The 17,192-nt window shown below is 35.6% G+C and carries 14 protein-coding genes; 10 read left to right on the top strand and 4 right to left on the bottom strand.

The features are described 5' to 3' along the window. The first annotated feature begins 25 nt into the window (after positions 1-25). Both ACXVYO_RS07555 and ACXVYO_RS07550 read left to right on the top strand, forming a co-directional pair. On the top strand, positions 26-1,765 hold the full coding sequence (locus ACXVYO_RS07555; RefSeq protein WP_458466522.1) for an amidohydrolase: 1,740 nt from the start codon (positions 26-28) through the stop codon (positions 1,763-1,765). Between the two features lie 107 nt (positions 1,766-1,872). Then, complete coding sequence (locus tag ACXVYO_RS07550; RefSeq protein ID WP_458466521.1) at positions 1,873-2,919, top strand: agmatine deiminase family protein; 1,047 nt, start codon at positions 1,873-1,875, stop codon at positions 2,917-2,919. Between the two features lie 48 nt (positions 2,920-2,967). On the opposite strand, the gene pepF is transcribed toward ACXVYO_RS07550, so the two are convergent. Then, positions 2,968-4,755, bottom strand: coding sequence for an oligoendopeptidase F (gene pepF, locus ACXVYO_RS07545; protein ID WP_458466520.1), 1,788 nt, complete (start codon positions 4,753-4,755; stop codon positions 2,968-2,970). A 117-nt stretch (positions 4,756-4,872) separates the two neighbouring features. Further along, positions 4,873-5,664 (bottom strand): arylamine N-acetyltransferase family protein, encoded by a 792-nt coding sequence (locus ACXVYO_RS07540; RefSeq protein WP_458466519.1) that lies wholly within the window; start codon positions 5,662-5,664, stop codon positions 4,873-4,875. Positions 5,665-5,880: 216 nt separating this feature from the next. Between ACXVYO_RS07540 and amyS the strand changes: the two genes are divergently transcribed. After that, entirely contained in the window at positions 5,881-7,422 is a 1,542-nt protein-coding gene (gene amyS / locus ACXVYO_RS07535) for an alpha-amylase (RefSeq protein WP_458466518.1), read from the top strand. A gap of 94 nt (positions 7,423-7,516) precedes the next feature. On the opposite strand, the gene betA is transcribed toward amyS, so the two are convergent. Further along, positions 7,517-8,146, bottom strand: a complete 630-nt coding sequence (gene betA, locus ACXVYO_RS07530) for a collagen-like exosporium glycoprotein BetA (protein ID WP_458466517.1) — start codon at positions 8,144-8,146, stop codon at positions 7,517-7,519. A gap of 493 nt (positions 8,147-8,639) precedes the next feature. Here betA and ACXVYO_RS07525 point away from each other — a divergent pair, with 493 nt between their 5' ends. From ACXVYO_RS07525 to ACXVYO_RS07505, 5 genes are all read left to right on the top strand, one after another. Next, entirely contained in the window at positions 8,640-9,359 is a 720-nt protein-coding gene (locus ACXVYO_RS07525; protein ID WP_458466516.1) for a hypothetical protein, read from the top strand. Between the two features lie 455 nt (positions 9,360-9,814). Next, positions 9,815-11,716 carry an endonuclease MutS2 gene (locus tag ACXVYO_RS07520; protein WP_458466515.1) on the top strand — a complete coding sequence of 634 codons (1,902 nt, stop codon included), beginning with the start codon at positions 9,815-9,817 and terminating at the stop codon, positions 11,714-11,716. Between the two features lie 6 nt (positions 11,717-11,722). Next, positions 11,723-12,247 (top strand): GNAT family N-acetyltransferase, encoded by a 525-nt coding sequence (locus ACXVYO_RS07515; protein ID WP_458466514.1) that lies wholly within the window; start codon positions 11,723-11,725, stop codon positions 12,245-12,247. Between the two features lie 161 nt (positions 12,248-12,408). Beyond that, complete coding sequence (locus ACXVYO_RS07510) at positions 12,409-13,119, top strand: histidine phosphatase family protein (RefSeq protein WP_458466513.1); 711 nt, start codon at positions 12,409-12,411, stop codon at positions 13,117-13,119. A 271-nt stretch (positions 13,120-13,390) separates the two neighbouring features. Next, complete coding sequence (locus ACXVYO_RS07505) at positions 13,391-14,173, top strand: putative protein N(5)-glutamine methyltransferase (protein ID WP_458466512.1); 783 nt, start codon at positions 13,391-13,393, stop codon at positions 14,171-14,173. A 216-nt stretch (positions 14,174-14,389) separates the two neighbouring features. On the opposite strand, the gene ACXVYO_RS07500 is transcribed toward ACXVYO_RS07505, so the two are convergent. Further along, complete coding sequence (locus ACXVYO_RS07500; RefSeq protein WP_458466511.1) at positions 14,390-15,355, bottom strand: quinone oxidoreductase family protein; 966 nt, start codon at positions 15,353-15,355, stop codon at positions 14,390-14,392. Between the two features lie 123 nt (positions 15,356-15,478). Between ACXVYO_RS07500 and ACXVYO_RS07495 the strand changes: the two genes are divergently transcribed. Beyond that, positions 15,479-16,372 carry a LysR family transcriptional regulator gene (locus ACXVYO_RS07495; protein WP_458466510.1) on the top strand — a complete coding sequence of 298 codons (894 nt, stop codon included), beginning with the start codon at positions 15,479-15,481 and terminating at the stop codon, positions 16,370-16,372. Positions 16,373-16,673: 301 nt separating this feature from the next. Further along, positions 16,674-17,186, top strand: coding sequence for a DUF2690 domain-containing protein (locus ACXVYO_RS07490; RefSeq protein ID WP_458466509.1), 513 nt, complete (start codon positions 16,674-16,676; stop codon positions 17,184-17,186). Positions 17,187-17,192 lie beyond the last annotated feature (6 nt).

The following is a 17,192-nucleotide window of genomic DNA, read 5'->3' as shown; positions in this document are numbered from 1 at the left end:
CATCATAATAAAAAGGAGAAAGAATATGAAAAAAACAATCATGATTATTTGCCTGATTCTAAGTATGACATGGGTTTCAGCATGTACTCCTGGAGGAGGAGGTGAGAATGGTAGCTTTGTTCTACCTAAGGAATTGCCCAAAAATGTAGTGTTTAAAAATGGTACAATCTATACTTCAAATGGCAAGCAAGACATTGTAGAGGCTGTAGCCGTTAAAGAAGGGAAAATTACATTTGTTGGTTCAAACAAAGATGTAGAAGAATTTATAAATGAAGATACGAAAGTGGTGGATTTACAAGGACGTTTTATTCTTCCTGGTTTTGTGGACAATCATAATCATATATTTGAGGCGAAATCACCAGCAGCAGGGAATTGTAGTGTCTCACCAGATGCTTCGCTGCAAGAACAACGCTCGTATTTAAAGGCTTGTAAAAAAGATGTGAAAGATGGCGAATGGGTAAGTGGAACAGGATTTAGTTTGGAAGAGCTGTTAAAAGATATGGACGAAAAATCAGAACAGCAAACGCCATTACAAGTTCTTGATGAGTTATTTCCTAATAACCCTGTATTAATTATGGAAAGAACTTCTCATTCTGTATGGGTTAACTCAAAAGCATTGGAAGTAGCGGGAATAAATAAAGAGACGAAAGATCCGCAAGGCGGAAGAATCATCCGGGATCCAGAAACAGGAGAACCTTTCGGGCTACTGTATGATACAGCAGGGGATATCGTAATGGAAAAAGCATGGAATTCTCAGCCTAAACTCTTTGAAAAAAATTATGAAGGTTTGTTAGACGGTTTAGATGAAGTTGCGAAGAATGGTATTACTACAGTCGGCGATGGACGTCTCTATTGGAAACGAGGCTGGTTAGATGTTTGGAATAAAGTTAACGATGAGAAAAAGTTAACGTCACGAGTAGTACTGCGTCTGTGGGTATATCCAAACTTAAATGAAGCAGAACAAATTGAGTATTTCAAAAAAATTAAGCGTGATGATGTATCATCTCGAATGCTTATTAATCAAGTGAAGATGTATAGTGATGGAATTAGCATTAACAGTACAGCTAAAATACTAGAAAAATATAAATTTGAGTGGTTTAAAGGAACACCGTACGGTTTGAACTATATTCCAGAAGAAAAAATGAAATGGTGGTTGACGGAACTGAATAAACTTGGTTACGGTGCGCTCATTCATACGATTGGAGATGGCGGGGTAAGAGAGAGTTTAAATGCAATTGAAGCAGCGAAAAAAGAAGGGGCGAATCAGCCTTATACGCTTACGCATGTTGAAATGGTAGAAGATAGTGATATAAATCGTTTTGAAAAATTAGGAATTAGTGCTGATTTCCAAGTAGGTCATGATTTTGCAGAAGATCCTAAACAAAGCTGGGCAAGTGCGTATTTTACAAATCAACAGATGGAACGAATTATGCCATTAGGACGCATTTGGAAAACAGGAGCAAACGTATCACTTAGTAGTGATTGGGATGTAAATGAACTAAATCCACTTGTGACGATTTCAAATGCACTAAGTATTGAAGAGAAAGGTTTATCTGATATATATGCAGCTATTGATGCTTATACGATTAAGCCCGCCAAAGCATTAGGCCTTGATAATATTACTGGTTCAATTGAAGTAGGTAAATCAGCCGATATGATATTACTAAATGAAGATATTACTCAAATGGGTGTCGATAAGATTCCAGATGCGAAAGTTTTAGTGACGGTTTTACAAGGAGAAGTAGTGTATCACAAGGAGAAATAAAGAGACACCTTATAAAGTAGTTGCAAGTACATGAATATATTTCTGTTGACCTTAACACGATGTCAAAGTTTAGACTGAACTTACATTCGGAGAAGGGGTGAACACGTATGAGAAATATAGAAAATAGTTTGTTTTATATGCCAGCTGAGTGGGAAAAGCATGAGGGGACATGGCTCCAATGGCCTCATGATAAAGCTCATAGAGGTGAAGGTTACAGAGCTAAGCTAGATGATATTTGGGTAACGATGGCAAAGGAGCTTCATTACGGAGAAATTGTGCATATTGTTGTATATGATGAGGAAGAAAAAGTACATGTCCAAACGAAGTTAACGGAAGCGAAAGTGGATATGAATAAAATTGATTTTTTAATTGAAGAAACGGATGATATTTGGATAAGAGATAATGGACCAATTTTTGTGAAAGATAAGGAAGGCAATCTCTGCTTAACACACTGGATTTTTAATGGGTGGGGTGAGAAATATCCGTATGAAAATGATGCTGTTATTCCAGCAAAAATAAGTGAAACGTATAGCATTCCAAAAGTTAATGCTAGTGTCTGTCTAGAGGGAGGGGGAATAGAGATAAACGGAAATGGAACCTTAATGGCGGCAAAAACTTCTATTATAAATGAAAATCGAAATCCTACACTAAGTCAGGAAGAGATTGAAATAGGGTTAACGAAGCATTTAGGGGTAACGAATTTTATATGGATAACGGGCATTCGCGGTGAAGATAATTATGATGAAGATACGGATTATCATATTGATGGGGCAGCACGTTTTGTAAATGAAAATACAATTCTTTATGAATATGATCCTTTTGGGGAAAGTGAATCCTACCTTTTGGAGGCGTACGAAAAGCATTATCAAGAATTGCGACAAGCAAGAAATATAGATGGAAAACCATTTCAACTCATACCAGTACCGGTGACGAGAAAAATGGTAAAAGAAGCAGACTGTAAGGGCTCATATTTGAACTTTTATATTGGAAATGAAGTTGTATTAGTTCCTATATATGGCGATGAACATGACAAGTTAGGGCTTCAAATCATTGAAGGGCAGTTTCCAGGAAGAAGAATTGTCGGTATTTATGTAAATGAACTGTTTGCCTATGGTGGCATGATTCACTGTGTGACGCAGCAACATTTGGCATAAAGTAACTGAAATGAAAAAAGCATGCAGAGTATATACTCTGCATGCTTTTTATAATGCTGAAAATTCTTCAACAAGTGAGTTGAAACGATTTAGTGTACTTTCAATCGGTTCGGGCGTAGTTAAATCAACACCAGCTTTTTTCAATAGATTTAATGGATAGTCCGAACTTCCACCTTTAAGGAATTCAATATAATATTTTTGAGCATTTGGATCGCCGCTCAATAACTTATCTGCAATTTGGATTGCAGAAGCGAATCCAGTTGCATATTTGTATACGTAAAATGGACGATAGAAATGCGGTATTCTAGCCCAGCCGTATTTTACTTCTTCGTCAAATACGAGAGAGTCGCCATTATACTCTCTAAACAAGTTTTCATAAACTTCGCTAAAGACTTGGGCATTTAATGGTTTACCTTGCTCAGCCATTGAATGTGTGATTTTTTCAAACTCAGCGAACATGATTTGTGTAAAGAAAGTACCTTTAAATTTATCGATGAAATGGTTTACTAAATGATTACGTACAGCAGCATCTTTGGCTTCTTTTAATAAATGATGAATTAATAGCACTTCATTTACTGTAGAAGCGACTTCTGCGACAAAAATAGTATAGTGTGCAGAAATTCTTGGTTGGTATCCGTGTGAGTAATGTGTATGCATGCCGTGTCCACACTCATGAGTAAGAGTGAAAAGGCTATTTAAATCATCGTGATGATTTAAAAGAATGAAAGGATGAACACCATATACACCAAAGTTATAAGCGCCGGAACGTTTTCCTGGTGTTTCCCTTACGTCGATATAGCGTTTATCTTTAAAGCTTTTTAATGTTTCAATATATTCTTCACCTAATGGAGCTAGTGATTCGATCATCATGTCAAATGCTTTGTCATATGGAATGTCTTGTTTTACACCAGCTACTAAATCAACGCCTAAGTCGTATTGACGTAGTTCATCTACATTTAATTTTTCTTTTCGAAGTTCATTATAAGTATGTAGTGATTGAATATTTTTTTTCGTCGTCTCAATTAAATTTTCATAAACTTCTTTCGGAACCATGTCGCCAAATAATGACTTTTCTAAAGCTGATGGATATTTTCTTAGCTTTGAAACAGTAACATTATTTTTAATAGCAGCAGATAAAGTAGAAGCGATAGAATTCTTTAATTGAACGTATGGTTTGTAATAAGCTTTATAGGCTTCTTTACGTTTCTCGCGATTTTCATCTTCTATTAACTTTGCATACATTCCGCGTGTTAGAGTAACTTTTTCTCCTTCATCAGTAGTCACTTCACCAAATAGTATATCTGCATTATTTAACATGCCGTATGTATGCTGAGGAGAGGAAAGTGCTTCGCCCATTTGTGATAAAATCTCTTCTTGGTCCTTATTCAATACGTGTTTTTTATAACGGTATAATTCAAATAAGTCTTCTTTATAATATTGTAAACCTTCTGCTTCTTCTATGTAAGAATGTAATGTGTTTTCATCTACGCTAAGTAAGAACGGGGAAAAGAACGATTTAGCCGCACTTACTTTCACATGTAACTGTGATACTTTATCGACAAGAGATTGAGCGTCAGTATCGCGCGTATCAAGGTCAGATTGTAATCGTGCATAAGCGAACATTAAAGATATTATGCTAGAAATTTCTTCACTCTTTGTTAAATAGGCTAATAAACTATTGCCATCATGAATGTTTCCATTAAACTCATGTAATTCTTTCGTTAATACTTCAATTTTATGGAAATCGCTTTCCCAATCTTCAATTGTATGATAAATATCCGTTAAATCCCATTTCTCTTTATCATCTACTTGTAGTCGATCTTTAAGTTCAGTCATAATCATTTCCTTTCTAAATATGTAGTTATATTCCTATATAACTATGAAATACAACAAATTGCAAAAAATCCCTGCTGGAAAATGAAAAGCCTTGCTAAAATGGCAAGGCTTAAAAAATTATAATGTAATTCCGAATTTTGAATGTAAAAGATTTTTATATTGTACATCTGTAACGCTTTCTTTCGTTTTTTTACCGTTTTTCGCTATTGTCAGACTATCCTTTGTTAAAGATGCATGCCCATCTTCAGTTAGTTTTACAATAAGAGGTACTTTGTTAAATGGTGAGCCCTCATGTTCAACGATAATTTTTTGTGCTGCATTTGCTTTTTCTTCATCTACTTCTTCTATATAAAATGCATAGCCTAACGTCCAATCATCAGCAGAAGATTGATCCAAAAACTCATTGCTTTTACGCATCTCTAACATGTAGTTTCCCTTTTCAGTCATTTCTTTACGAATACGATAATCTCCTGTGACGGAGTGAATGACTTCACCTGAGAAAGGGACAGGTGCTAGAGGTAAGTATGATCCGAACCCTACTTCAATTAAATAAAGTTCATTATGGTGTGTTAAAACGGTTGCAATATGGCCAGAATCAACAGCCCATGTAGAATTTGCTGCATTGTACACTGTTCCTGAAACGAGATGAACATCAAATCCAGCGTCTTTAAGGAAGTAGTACATAGTAGGATTGAGTTCATAACAAAGACCGCCGCGGTTGTTTACTAAAATTTTTTCTTTTAGATTTTCTTTTGATACTTCTGTAAAGTTTTTTTCGATAATATTTAAGTTTTCAAAAGGAACAGTTTGTGCCATCGCGTACATAATGTTAGGTAAATCTCCAAATGAAACGTTGTGTTTTTCTTCTATATGTAATCTTGAAAAAAATTGTTTTTGAAAGTCGGTCATAGAAATCCCTCCATCATGCTTTTATAGATAAATTGTAAACAATCTTGAATAAGATGTGAAATGAAAACTACTTTGAAGTATTTGTTGAATATGTGAAGTTAGACTAAAAAATAATGTGGGAGAGTGAGAGATTGCTACTTTACTAATTGTAGAACGAATATTATAATAATTCCGATAAACTATGCAAACGTTTTCTTGGAAGGGGATGGTGTAAATATGTTAAAAAGAATAATAGTAGTTGGCTTGTCGGTTGTTTTGTTTTTACCTAGTATATATGGGAGGAGTAAAGTGTATGCAGATACGGTTAACAATGGAACATTAATGCAGTATTTTGAGTGGTATGCTCCGAACGATGGGAATCATTGGAATCGTTTGCGTTCGGATGCTGGAAATTTAGCTCAGAAAGGAATTACATCTGTCTGGCTACCGCCTGCATACAAAGGAACTACGCAAAATGACGTAGGATATGGAGCGTATGATTTATATGATTTAGGAGAATTCAATCAAAAAGGAACGGTGCGGACAAAATATGGGACAAAAGCACAGTTGAAATCTGCAATTGAAGCTTTACATAAGCAAAACATCGATGTATATGGCGATGTAGTTATGAATCATAAAGGTGGAGCAGATTATACTGAAACTGTAACAGCTGTTGAGGTAGACCGTAACAATCGAAATATTGAAGTATCAGGTGATTATGAAATTAATGCATGGACGGGATTTAACTTTCCAGGGCGTGGAGATGCTTATTCTAATTTCAAATGGAAATGGTATCATTTTGACGGAACGGATTGGGATGAAGGAAGGAAATTAAATCGAATTTATAAATTTAGGGGGATAGGTAAAGCATGGGACTGGGAAGTGTCTAGCGAGAATGGAAATTATGATTATTTGATGTATGCAGATCTTGATTTTGATCATCCAGATGTTGCGAATGAGATGAAAAATTGGGGAACGTGGTATGCGAATGAATTAAATTTAGATGGCTTTCGTTTAGATGCTGTTAAGCATATTGATCATGAATATTTACGCGATTGGGTAAATCATGTCAGACAACAAACAGGAAAAGAAATGTTTACGGTGGCTGAATATTGGCAAAATGATATCCAGACTTTAAATAATTATTTAGCTAAAGTAAATTATAATCAATCTGTATTTGATGCACCACTGCATTACAATTTTCATTATGCTTCAAAAGGAAATGGGAATTATGATATGAGAAATATTTTAAATGGAACAGTAATGAAAAATCACCCCGCACTTGCAGTTACTCTCGTTGAGAATCATGATTCTCAGCCTGGACAATCATTGGAATCTGTAGTAAGTCCATGGTTTAAACCGTTGGCATATGCATTTATTTTAACTCGTGCAGAGGGCTATCCTTCAGTTTTCTATGGTGATTACTATGGGACAAGCGGAAATAGTAGTTATGAAATTCCAGCGTTAAAAGATAAAATTGATCCGATTTTGACGGCACGAAAAAACTTTGCATATGGTACGCAGCGTGATTATTTAGACCATCCAGATGTAATTGGATGGACAAGAGAAGGTGATGGTGTACATGCGGATTCCGGTCTAGCAACATTAATCTCAGATGGGCCAGGAGGATCAAAGTGGATGGAAGTTGGAAAGAATAACGCAGGGGAAGTATGGTACGATATGACGGGTAATCAAACAAATACTGTAACAATTAATAAGGACGGATGGGGACAGTTCCATGTAAGTGGAGGATCAGTTTCCATATATGTTCAGCAGTGAATTGGTGATAAAAAAGAAGAGGAAGACTGAAATATAAGTCTTCCTCTTCTTTTTATATTGTCATCATTCCTAAATTTTTATTTTCATTAATTAATTAGTCGACTTTTAAAACAACGAGAGATGCATTGGAATAAATAATATCACCTGTAGCTTCTCTTATTCGTACTCGAAGAACGTCTCCTTGGGTTAAAGGTAATAGATCAGTTCTGGCGGATGTAGCTCTTACCCCAGAACCACCACCAACTCGTGTTTCAATCGCGAATTGAATCGAATCGTTTATTGTAAGATTTAATATGCTAGATGAAATAGCTTGTATCGCAAATACGATTGAAAAGGATACAGCGTATACACCAGTGGTATTAATTGTAATGGAGTTGTCTACTGGATTTAGAGTAGTTCCACTAACAGATCCTGGAATGGTAAAGTTAACATTTGTATTAACTACTGCTGAAAAACCGATACCTATTTCAGAAGTTATTCTTCCAAATACGGGGAGTATCCCTAAACCGGTTGCTCCAGTGGGACCAGTTATTCCAATTCCAGTAGGTCCTGTAACCCCAGTGGGACCAGTTATTCCAATTCCAGTAAAACCTGTTGCACCGGTAGGTCCTGTGATTCCAGTAGGTCCGGTCGGGAATGTAAATGGTGGAATTGGTGGTAGTGTGGGGCCAATTAAATTCGGTTCAAGAGCAGGTCCATGTAAAATGATGTATTGTTCGCTCATATAGTAACCTCCTATGATTGCTTGTCATAATTATTAAATGTATTAGGGAAAGTAAATGACATTTGCAATAGCGGAGGAGCTTATTTAATTTCGATACAATAAAAAACAGTATTGTGATTGCTATAGAACTAAATATTAGTATGTTTTCAACGTGATTTTCATAGATATTATATTTGTTTTACGGTAAAATGAATATAGTGTAAAATTACACTATAAGTGTAAAATGATAATAAATGGATGTTTTTTACACTGGTAGTTATTAAAAGAAGTTCTTTATCCCGCTTTAATGGGCAGTAAGCCCCCCACCTCAAAATTCAGCGAAAGCAAAGAAGTTAGGCGGGGGATCAACTGCCTATAAAAGTCCGATTGGTTCAACTAATAATCAGTGGGGGATGAAAAAAACCACTGATTAAAGTTTCACTTTATATAAATCGTAATTTAAAAACGATAAGGACATTTCTGTATAGGAAGTAGTAGCAAAAGGAGAGGCAATATGAAAAGAACAATAATGAAATATAGCATAATGTTTAGTTTATTACTATTAACATCATGTGATATATCGGATGAAGAAATTGAACAAAAAGCAGAAAGTTATACAAAATCGGAGCATGGTATTTCTGTAAAACTAGATCGAATTGAAATCGCTGACCAAGGTAAGGATTTTTTAGGCCCAAACAGACGAATAGCTTATGTACAGCAAGTAGATGAACCATATTTGCAATTTCAAATATGGTTCGATGGACGAACCTCTCCAAAGGTAGGGAATGATAACTATAAAGTAAAAAAAGGAGCGAACGATTTACGAGAAAGGTTCAATACATATTATGAAGAAAAAAGGAATAATACTATACTTACTTTCGATCGAATGCAGACAGGAGATATTATTTTCGGCAAGGATGAAGAGAAAAAAATAGCGAAGAAGCATCCGAAGCAGTATGTTACGGCGGTTTTCAGAAGTAATATTTTTTTAGATGTAAACAATTCTGCACATATGGAAACATTAGCGGAGCTTGCAAGAAGTATTCAGGAATTTAATAAAACGATTGAAGATAGTAAGAGTAGTGTGGATGATATAACGATTCAGTTGCCAAATGTTGATAATGGTGTATTACAACATATTGCAGTAGATTATATAGTAACGGCTGAAGATGCGAAAAAGACCCTTGAGAAAAAGGTAGATTATATGAAAGCTTTACAATCTGCAAGGGAATAGCCTGACACCTTTACTTCTCACAAAACATATAGTATGATGATTTCAGTAAATTAGATTTCAATGACTATAATATAAATTAATGAGAGGTGCTTTTTTGTGAGTGCGGTAGGTACTAAATAGGAAAAATTTAATGAAATAAATCGGATAAGACCAGGGGATTTTTATGTATAGCATACCCCTAACTTTGTCATGGATTTATTTCGATACCTATGAAGATACCTACAATACTTTATAAAGCGTGTAATAATGGGATTGCCAACTTTTTTTTGGTGGCTTATTTCCTCATATGTTATTACTCATGCCTTGTAAATGTAAAAGCTGCGGTATCCCCGCAGCTTTTTTGTATATATTTTTAATGTATAAAAATGGTAATTGAATCGTGTAGGGCTCATTGGAATCTAATGGGTAGGTATCTTCATTTATGATAAAAATCAATCATAGTGAGGAGAAACAAAATGAATACGATGACTTTTGAAAAGTTACAATATAACGAATTAAAGGATATAGTGAAATCTTATTGTGTAAGTGGATTAGGTAAGGAATTATTAAATAAATTAGAGCCGAGTACGAGTATAAAAGTAGTGAGGAATCGCTTGAATGAAACGACGGAAGCACGAGCTATAGTAGATGCAGAAGGGCATGTTCCTTTCTTCGGTATTTCAAATATTGCTAGTACAATTCAAAAATTAGAAAAAGGTATGATTTTAGATCCTGAAGAGTTAGTAAGTGTTTCAGATTTTTTACGTGGCTGTAGAAAGATTAAAAAGTTTATGTTAGATAAAGAATTTTTTGCGCCAGTATTAGCTTCTTATGCAAATTCAATGACTGAATTTAAAAGTATTGAAGAGGAAATTAATTTTTCCATTAAAGGAAATAGCATTGATGCAGCTGCGAGTAAAGAGTTAAAAAGAATTCGAAATAACATTGATTCGGTAGATGGAAAAATAAAAGAACGTTTAACGAAGTTTTTAAATAGTAGTGCAAATAAGAAGTATATTCAAGAATTCTTTATTAGTAAGAAAGATGATAGGTATACGATTCCAATTAAATCTTCTTATAAAAATCAAGTTGCGGGAAGTATAGTTGAAGCGTCCGCTAAAGGTTCTACTGTATTTATAGAACCGCATACGGTTACAAAGTTAAATGCGGAACTTGCAAGTTTGAAAGCAGAAGAAGCGATGGAAGAGTATCAAATTTTAGCGACTTTATCAGGGATGGTAGTAGAAAATATTTATCATATAAAAATTAATATGGAATTAATTAGTCAGTATGATATGGTATTTGCGAAAGCGAAGTTTAGTAAATCAATCGATGGAATAGAGCCGAAATTAAATGACCATGGCTACATTCATTTAGTAAATTGTAAACATCCGCTTTTAAGTGGAAAAGTAGTACCGTTACACTTTGAAATCGGTCAAAACTACCGTAGTTTAATTATTACCGGACCAAATGCAGGCGGGAAGACAATTGTATTAAAGACAATTGGGCTACTAACATTAGCGACAATGTCAGGCTTGCATATTGCTGGAGATAAAGAAACAGAAATTGCTATTTTCGAAAATGTATTTGTAGATATTGGTGATAATCAAAGTATCGAAAACGCACTAAGTACATTTTCATCTCATATGAAAAATTTATCTGAGATTATGAGGATGTCAAATAATAATACGTTGCTACTATTTGATGAAATAGGAAGTGGGACTGAACCGAATGAAGGGGCAGCACTTGCAATTTCTATTTTAGAGGAGTTTTATCTCGCAGGATGTATTACAGTTGCGAGCACGCATTACGGTGAAATTAAACGATTCTCAGAAATGCACGATGATTTTATGAACGCAGCAATGCAATTTAATAGTGAGACACTAGAACCACTTTATAAATTAGTAATCGGTAAATCAGGTGAAAGTAATGCGCTTTGGATTGCGAATAAAATGAACGTAAGAGAGCGTGTACTACAAAGAGCGAAAGAGTACATGGAAAATAAAGAATATGCTTTAGAAAAACTGAATGAAAGTAAAATTAGAAAACCAAAATTTGTGCAGGAAAAAAGAGAAAACCATTACGAGTACAAAATCGGCGATCGTGTAAATTTATTAGATTATGATGATTTTGGTATCATTTATAAGGAAATAGATAATTTCTATAACGTCGTTGTATATTATAACGGTGAATTCGTTGAAGTAAACGTAAAACGTATTACTTTAGAGGTAGCGGCAAAGGAATTATACCCAGAGGGATACGATTTAAATACACTATTTGTCGATTATAAAGAAAGAAAAATGCAACATGATATAGAGCGCGGATCGAAAAAAGCGCTTCGTAAAATCCAAAAAGAAATAAGAAAGAATAGAGGATAAGTTAGAATGGTAACGATTAGACAAGAGCAACAAAACGATTATAGAAAAACAGAAGAAGTGGTACAACAAGCATTTTTAAATGAAGAATTTAGTGATAAAACAGAACATGAACTTGTAAAACGTATTAGAGAATGTGAAGCATTTGTTCCAGAATTATCAATCGTTGCAGTAGAAGAGGAAATCGTTGGTCACATTCTGTTATCCAAAATTACGATAGAGCAGGATGGAACTTCTGTAGAATCATTAGCACTTGCACCGGTTTCAGTTGCTAGGGGCCATCAGAAAAAAGGAATTGGTGGAAAACTTATTGGAGCTGCGTTAGAAAAAGCGAAAGAACTTGGATATGGGTCGGTTGTAGTGTTAGGACATCCAGAGTATTATCCGAAATTTGGTTTTAAGAAAGCAAGTGAGTGGAATATAAAAGCACCATTTGAAGTGCCTGAAGAGGTGTTTATGGTGGTGGAATTAAGGGAGAATGCTCTTGAAGGTGTAGAAGGAGTTGTTCAGTACTCGAGTGCATTTGCTGAGTAGGAATATCAGTTAAGAAATGTAATCATAAAAGATGCTATCTTTTTGTAGAGATATACAGAAAGATAGCTTTTTTTTATTAAGCAAATTCACTTGCGTATATTTTGCTCAATGAATAATTAAGATGGTAAAATTGATATAGAAATGTAAAGGGAGAGAAAAGGATGAAGAATCGAGAAACAGATAGCAATGAGAATGTAGTTACGTTATATGTTACAAGACACGGTAAAACAATATTAAATACGAATCATCGCGCGCAAGGTTGGGCAGACTCTCCATTAGTAGAAAAAGGTGTGGAAGTTGCCTCTAATTTAGGAACAGGATTAAAAGATGTTCATTTTGCGAATGTGTATAGTAGTGATAGTGGCCGAGCGATTGAAACTGCTAATTTAGTATTAAAATATAGTGAGCAATCAAAATTGAAACTAGAGCAAAGAAAAAATTTACGAGAATTAAATTTTGGTATTTTTGAAGGTGAAAAACTTGAAAATATGTGGGATGTGGTTGGGAAAGCTGCGGGCGTTTCATCACCAGAAGAACTTATGAAGTTTTCTATTCAAGAAGTGATTAATCTGATTAGAGCAGCGGATCCTACGAAACAGGCGGAAGATTGGGAATTATTTTCTACTCGTATAAAAGTAGAGATTGATAAAATTAGTGAAGAAGCTGCTGCAAATGGAGGTGGCAACGTTTTAGTTGTTGTTCATGGACTTTTGATTACTGCATTAATTGAACTGCTAGACAGTAGTAAAACAAAACTTGGAGTAGAGAATGCAAGTGTAACGAAAATTTTATATAAAGATGGGGAATATATCGTCGAGTCTGTTGGAGATATGAGTTATGTTGCAAAAGGAAAAGAAAGTGTGGAAATATAAAAAAATCATATAGAAATAAGAAAAGGAAGGTAGAGAAATCTAGCTTCCTTTTCTTATTTCTATTTATAAAATTAGGTTGGGATATTTTGGCGGAAATATCCATTATGTAGAGTGTTTCTTTGTTCAACAATTGGATCATTTCATTGAATAAGGGTGTAACCTTTTTGAATAGGGCCATTTTGTTGAAAAGGATATCTCCAATTTTTAACGAATACAGGGTTATAAATAAGAAAAAGTGGTGAGATAAATAGGAAGAGAATTTAATTTCTTTTTGGAAAATAAAACGGAAAAATGTATCATTAACAGGCTTCAGAGCGCGGGGTGTGTTTTCGCAGAAGATGAGACCCGGTTACTTATGTCAGAGGCACAAACACCAGAGGACCTAAAGAAAATGGTGGAAATGCGGGCCCATGGTTTACCACTTGAATATGTTGTTGGATACGCAGAATTCTGTGGGTTGCGGATAGAAGTGGACCGAGGGGTTTTCGTACCTCGTCAACGTACAGAGTTTCTTGTTCACCAGGCAAAAGCTCTGTCATGTTTTGATGATATCGTCGTGGATCTATGTTGCGGATCAGGGGCTGTGGGTGTAGCTCTGGTGGAGGCTTTAGGACGAGTTGAATTGTATTCTGTTGATATTGATCCTGTCGCAGTACGATGTGCAAGCCGCAACGTAACAAATTTCGGTGGTCATGTTTTTGAAGGTGACTTGTATAATGCCTTACCTCATTCACTTAAAGGTCGTGTGAATACCTTAGTTGCAAACGTACCATATGTTCCTACCAAGGCAATAAAGCTGCTCCCACAGGAAGCGCGCCTACATGAACCAAAGATAGCGCTTGACGGGGGAGAGGATGGACTTCACATTCAGCGAAGAGTAGCAAAAGAAGCATTTCTCTGGCTAGCACCGGGAGGAAATCTTTTAATAGAGACGAGCGAAATGCAGGCAACACATACCTTTGAAATTTTTGCTGCTGCTGGGCTTATCCCGAGGGTGGCTAGAGACGAGGAGCTAGACGCTACTGTTGTTATAGGAGTGAATTCTCATTTTTAGCATAAATCAGTACGTAGTCTTATCTACTAATAAAAAATCCATAGTCACTTAAAGATCGTTTTAAGTGAGCAATGAACACAAAATTTATTCCAAAGTTACACGTGCCCGTTATTTGAAGAAGAAAGGACATAACATATGTTATGTCCTTTCATTTATTAACTGATTTCAATTTAGGTCTTGATAAAATCGAATCTAGCTTCTTTTTCATTTTGTGACTTATGGAATTAATAAAATCTTCCCAGTACTTTTTCTGCTCTCTAATAATTTATGTGCAAGAGCACCATCTTGTAAGGCGAATGTAGTAGGGCTCGCGATGTTTAATTTACTAGTAGCGATCCAATCAAATAATTGAGTAGATCGCTTTTTACGTTCTTCATACGTAGTAAGCACGTTCCAAAGGTCTCCGCCAGTTAAAGTTTTCGAAGTATCCATAAGCATACGCGGATCGATGGGCGCAGGATTACCGCCGGCCATTCCGTAAAATACGACAGTACCACCAGTTTTAGTTGTGCTAAAACTTTCCTCTAACGTAGAACCTACTGATTCATATACAACATTTACTCCATCACCGTTTGTTGTTTCAAGTACTTCCGCCGGCCATGCTTCCGTATATAAAAATACGTGATCAGCACCAGCTAACGTAGCTATCTTTGCTTTTTCTTTTGACGACGTTAGGCCGATTACTTTTCCGCCTAGTAGTTTAATGATTTGAATAAGAAGTTGTCCAACACCACCGGCTGCGGCATGTACTAAAGCTATATCATCTTGTTTTATTTGATAACTATCTTTCGTTAAATAATGTGCTGTTAGACCTTGCAATAAGACAGAAGCGGCTGTTTCAAAAGAAATAGAATCTGGAAGCTTAATTGCTTTCTCAGACGGAACAGCAACTAGCTCTGCATTTGCAAATGGAACATCAGCAAATGCAATGCGGTCTCCGGGACTGATCGTAGTAACGTCAGCTCCGACTTTTTCAACAATACCAGCTCCTTCATAGCCTAATATATAAGGTGGGTTACCAGCGAGATGATAATCGCCGCGGCGTCTATAAATATCAGCAAAATTTAAACCGATTGCTTTCGTACGGATAAGAATTTCATTTGGATTTATGATTGGATCATGTATTTCTTTATATTGTAGTACATCTGGACTTCCAAATTGTTCGAAACAAAGTGCCTTCATATGGAATACCTCCATTTTTATTGTTTGTCGATGCTCTTTATCATACAATACAAATATCAATAGACAAAGAGGATTATTTCGATGAAATCAATCGGAAATATCGATTGAAAAGAGGGACGATAAATGGAGATAAAACAATTAATTACATTTAAAGTAGCGGCAGACACTTTGAACTTTACCCAAACTGCGAAGAAATTAAACTTTGCTCAATCGAGCGTAACGGCGCAAATTAAAACGTTAGAAGCTGAGTTAGGTACGCCGTTATTTGAAAGGTTAGGAAAACGTCTTTTTTTAACTGAAGCAGGCAGAAGGTTTCAATTATATGCCGACAAGATGATTGCACTCAGTAATGAAGCGAAAATGGCTGTGAAAGATGATGAGGAAATAGCAGGTACGTTAATAATCGGTGCGCAAGAGAGTCAATGTACGTATAGGCTCCCATCTATATTAAAGAGGTTTAAAGCACAATTTCCTCAAATAAAGCTTATATTTAAACCAGCACATTCCAATAAAGATGCGAAGGAACAATTGATGGAGGGAAAAGTCGATCTTGCCTTTATTTTGGACGAATGTAAAACAGAAGATGCTTTACATGTGGAGCCGCTTATGAAAGAAGAATTAAGGGTAGTAGCTGCTTCAGGGCATCATTTACTCGAGCAAACTTCCGTTTCTATAAAAGATTTAGAAAGGGAAACACTTTTGTTAACAGAACTCGGTTGCTCGTATCGAACTCTATTTGAAGAGCTATTTCGTACAGAAGATGTGTATCCAGCAAATAAAATTGAGTTCGTTAGTGTCGAGGCAATTAAACAATGTGTTATTGCAGATTTAGGAATAGCCGTTTTACCAGCGATAGTAGTAGAAAAAGATATACGAGAGGGGACGATAAAAGAGTTACATGTAGAAAATGCAATTTCACCGATTTATACACAAATTGCTTGGCATAAAGATAAATGGATGACAGCGCCACTGCAGCAATTTATTGATGTGACGAGGGAGTTTTTTATGACGGATTAAGTGGAGAAATATTTATTTTATATAATAGTAAAAATGGCAATTTTGTATAAAGAACCGATGCTTGCATGAAACGAGTATCGGTTCTTTTATGTTTTAAATAAAGAATGCTAAAACATGTGTATTTCTCAACTTTTTTTCTTAGACGGATACGTAAATGTCTTCGTATATTCCAATAATCATAAGGGAATTTACAACGTTTAGTCGTTTCTGTAAGATGCCTCTAGGAAGCATGAAAGGAGGGGCGTACATAGGGGGAGATTGTCTTTATTATACGTACTTATTTTGAGGGAGGAAATTGAAAATGTTTAAAAGGTTAATGAAAGTATGTGTATTAAGTGTAGCGAGTGTAGGGCTATTATTTAGTTTCCAAGGAAGTACATTTGCAGCTACTGATTTAAGTAGTTACTATGACGGGAAAAATCCAGCAACAACGAAAGTATACGGAGGTAGTACAACGTGTGATGCAGATGGATATAATGCAAAATCTACAGCGGTGTACGAAGGTAGTAAAAAAGTAGGGACAGTGTATTTACGTTACAGTAATAAATGTCATGCAGCTTGGTCTAAGTTTGTTTTAGATCAACCAGCACCAGCTGTTTCTGGAGGAGTGTATGCGTACGCTGTTGTGAATAAATACAAAAATGGTGTATTCCAAAAATCAGTCACTTCTAATCAGGGAAACGGCACAATAAAAACAGGCCAAACGAGTACTTATACAGGAATGGTATTTGATTTAACTGCTGATTTCGGATACACAGCAGATGCTGAAGCGGTTACGTTTAATAATGGTTATGGAAAAACAGGACGCTATTAAAAAGGA

This window comes from Bacillus sp. BC08, assembly GCF_054326875.1.
The sequence above is the reverse complement of the archived record's forward strand: the minus strand, read 5'-3'. Positions and strand labels throughout refer to the sequence as shown.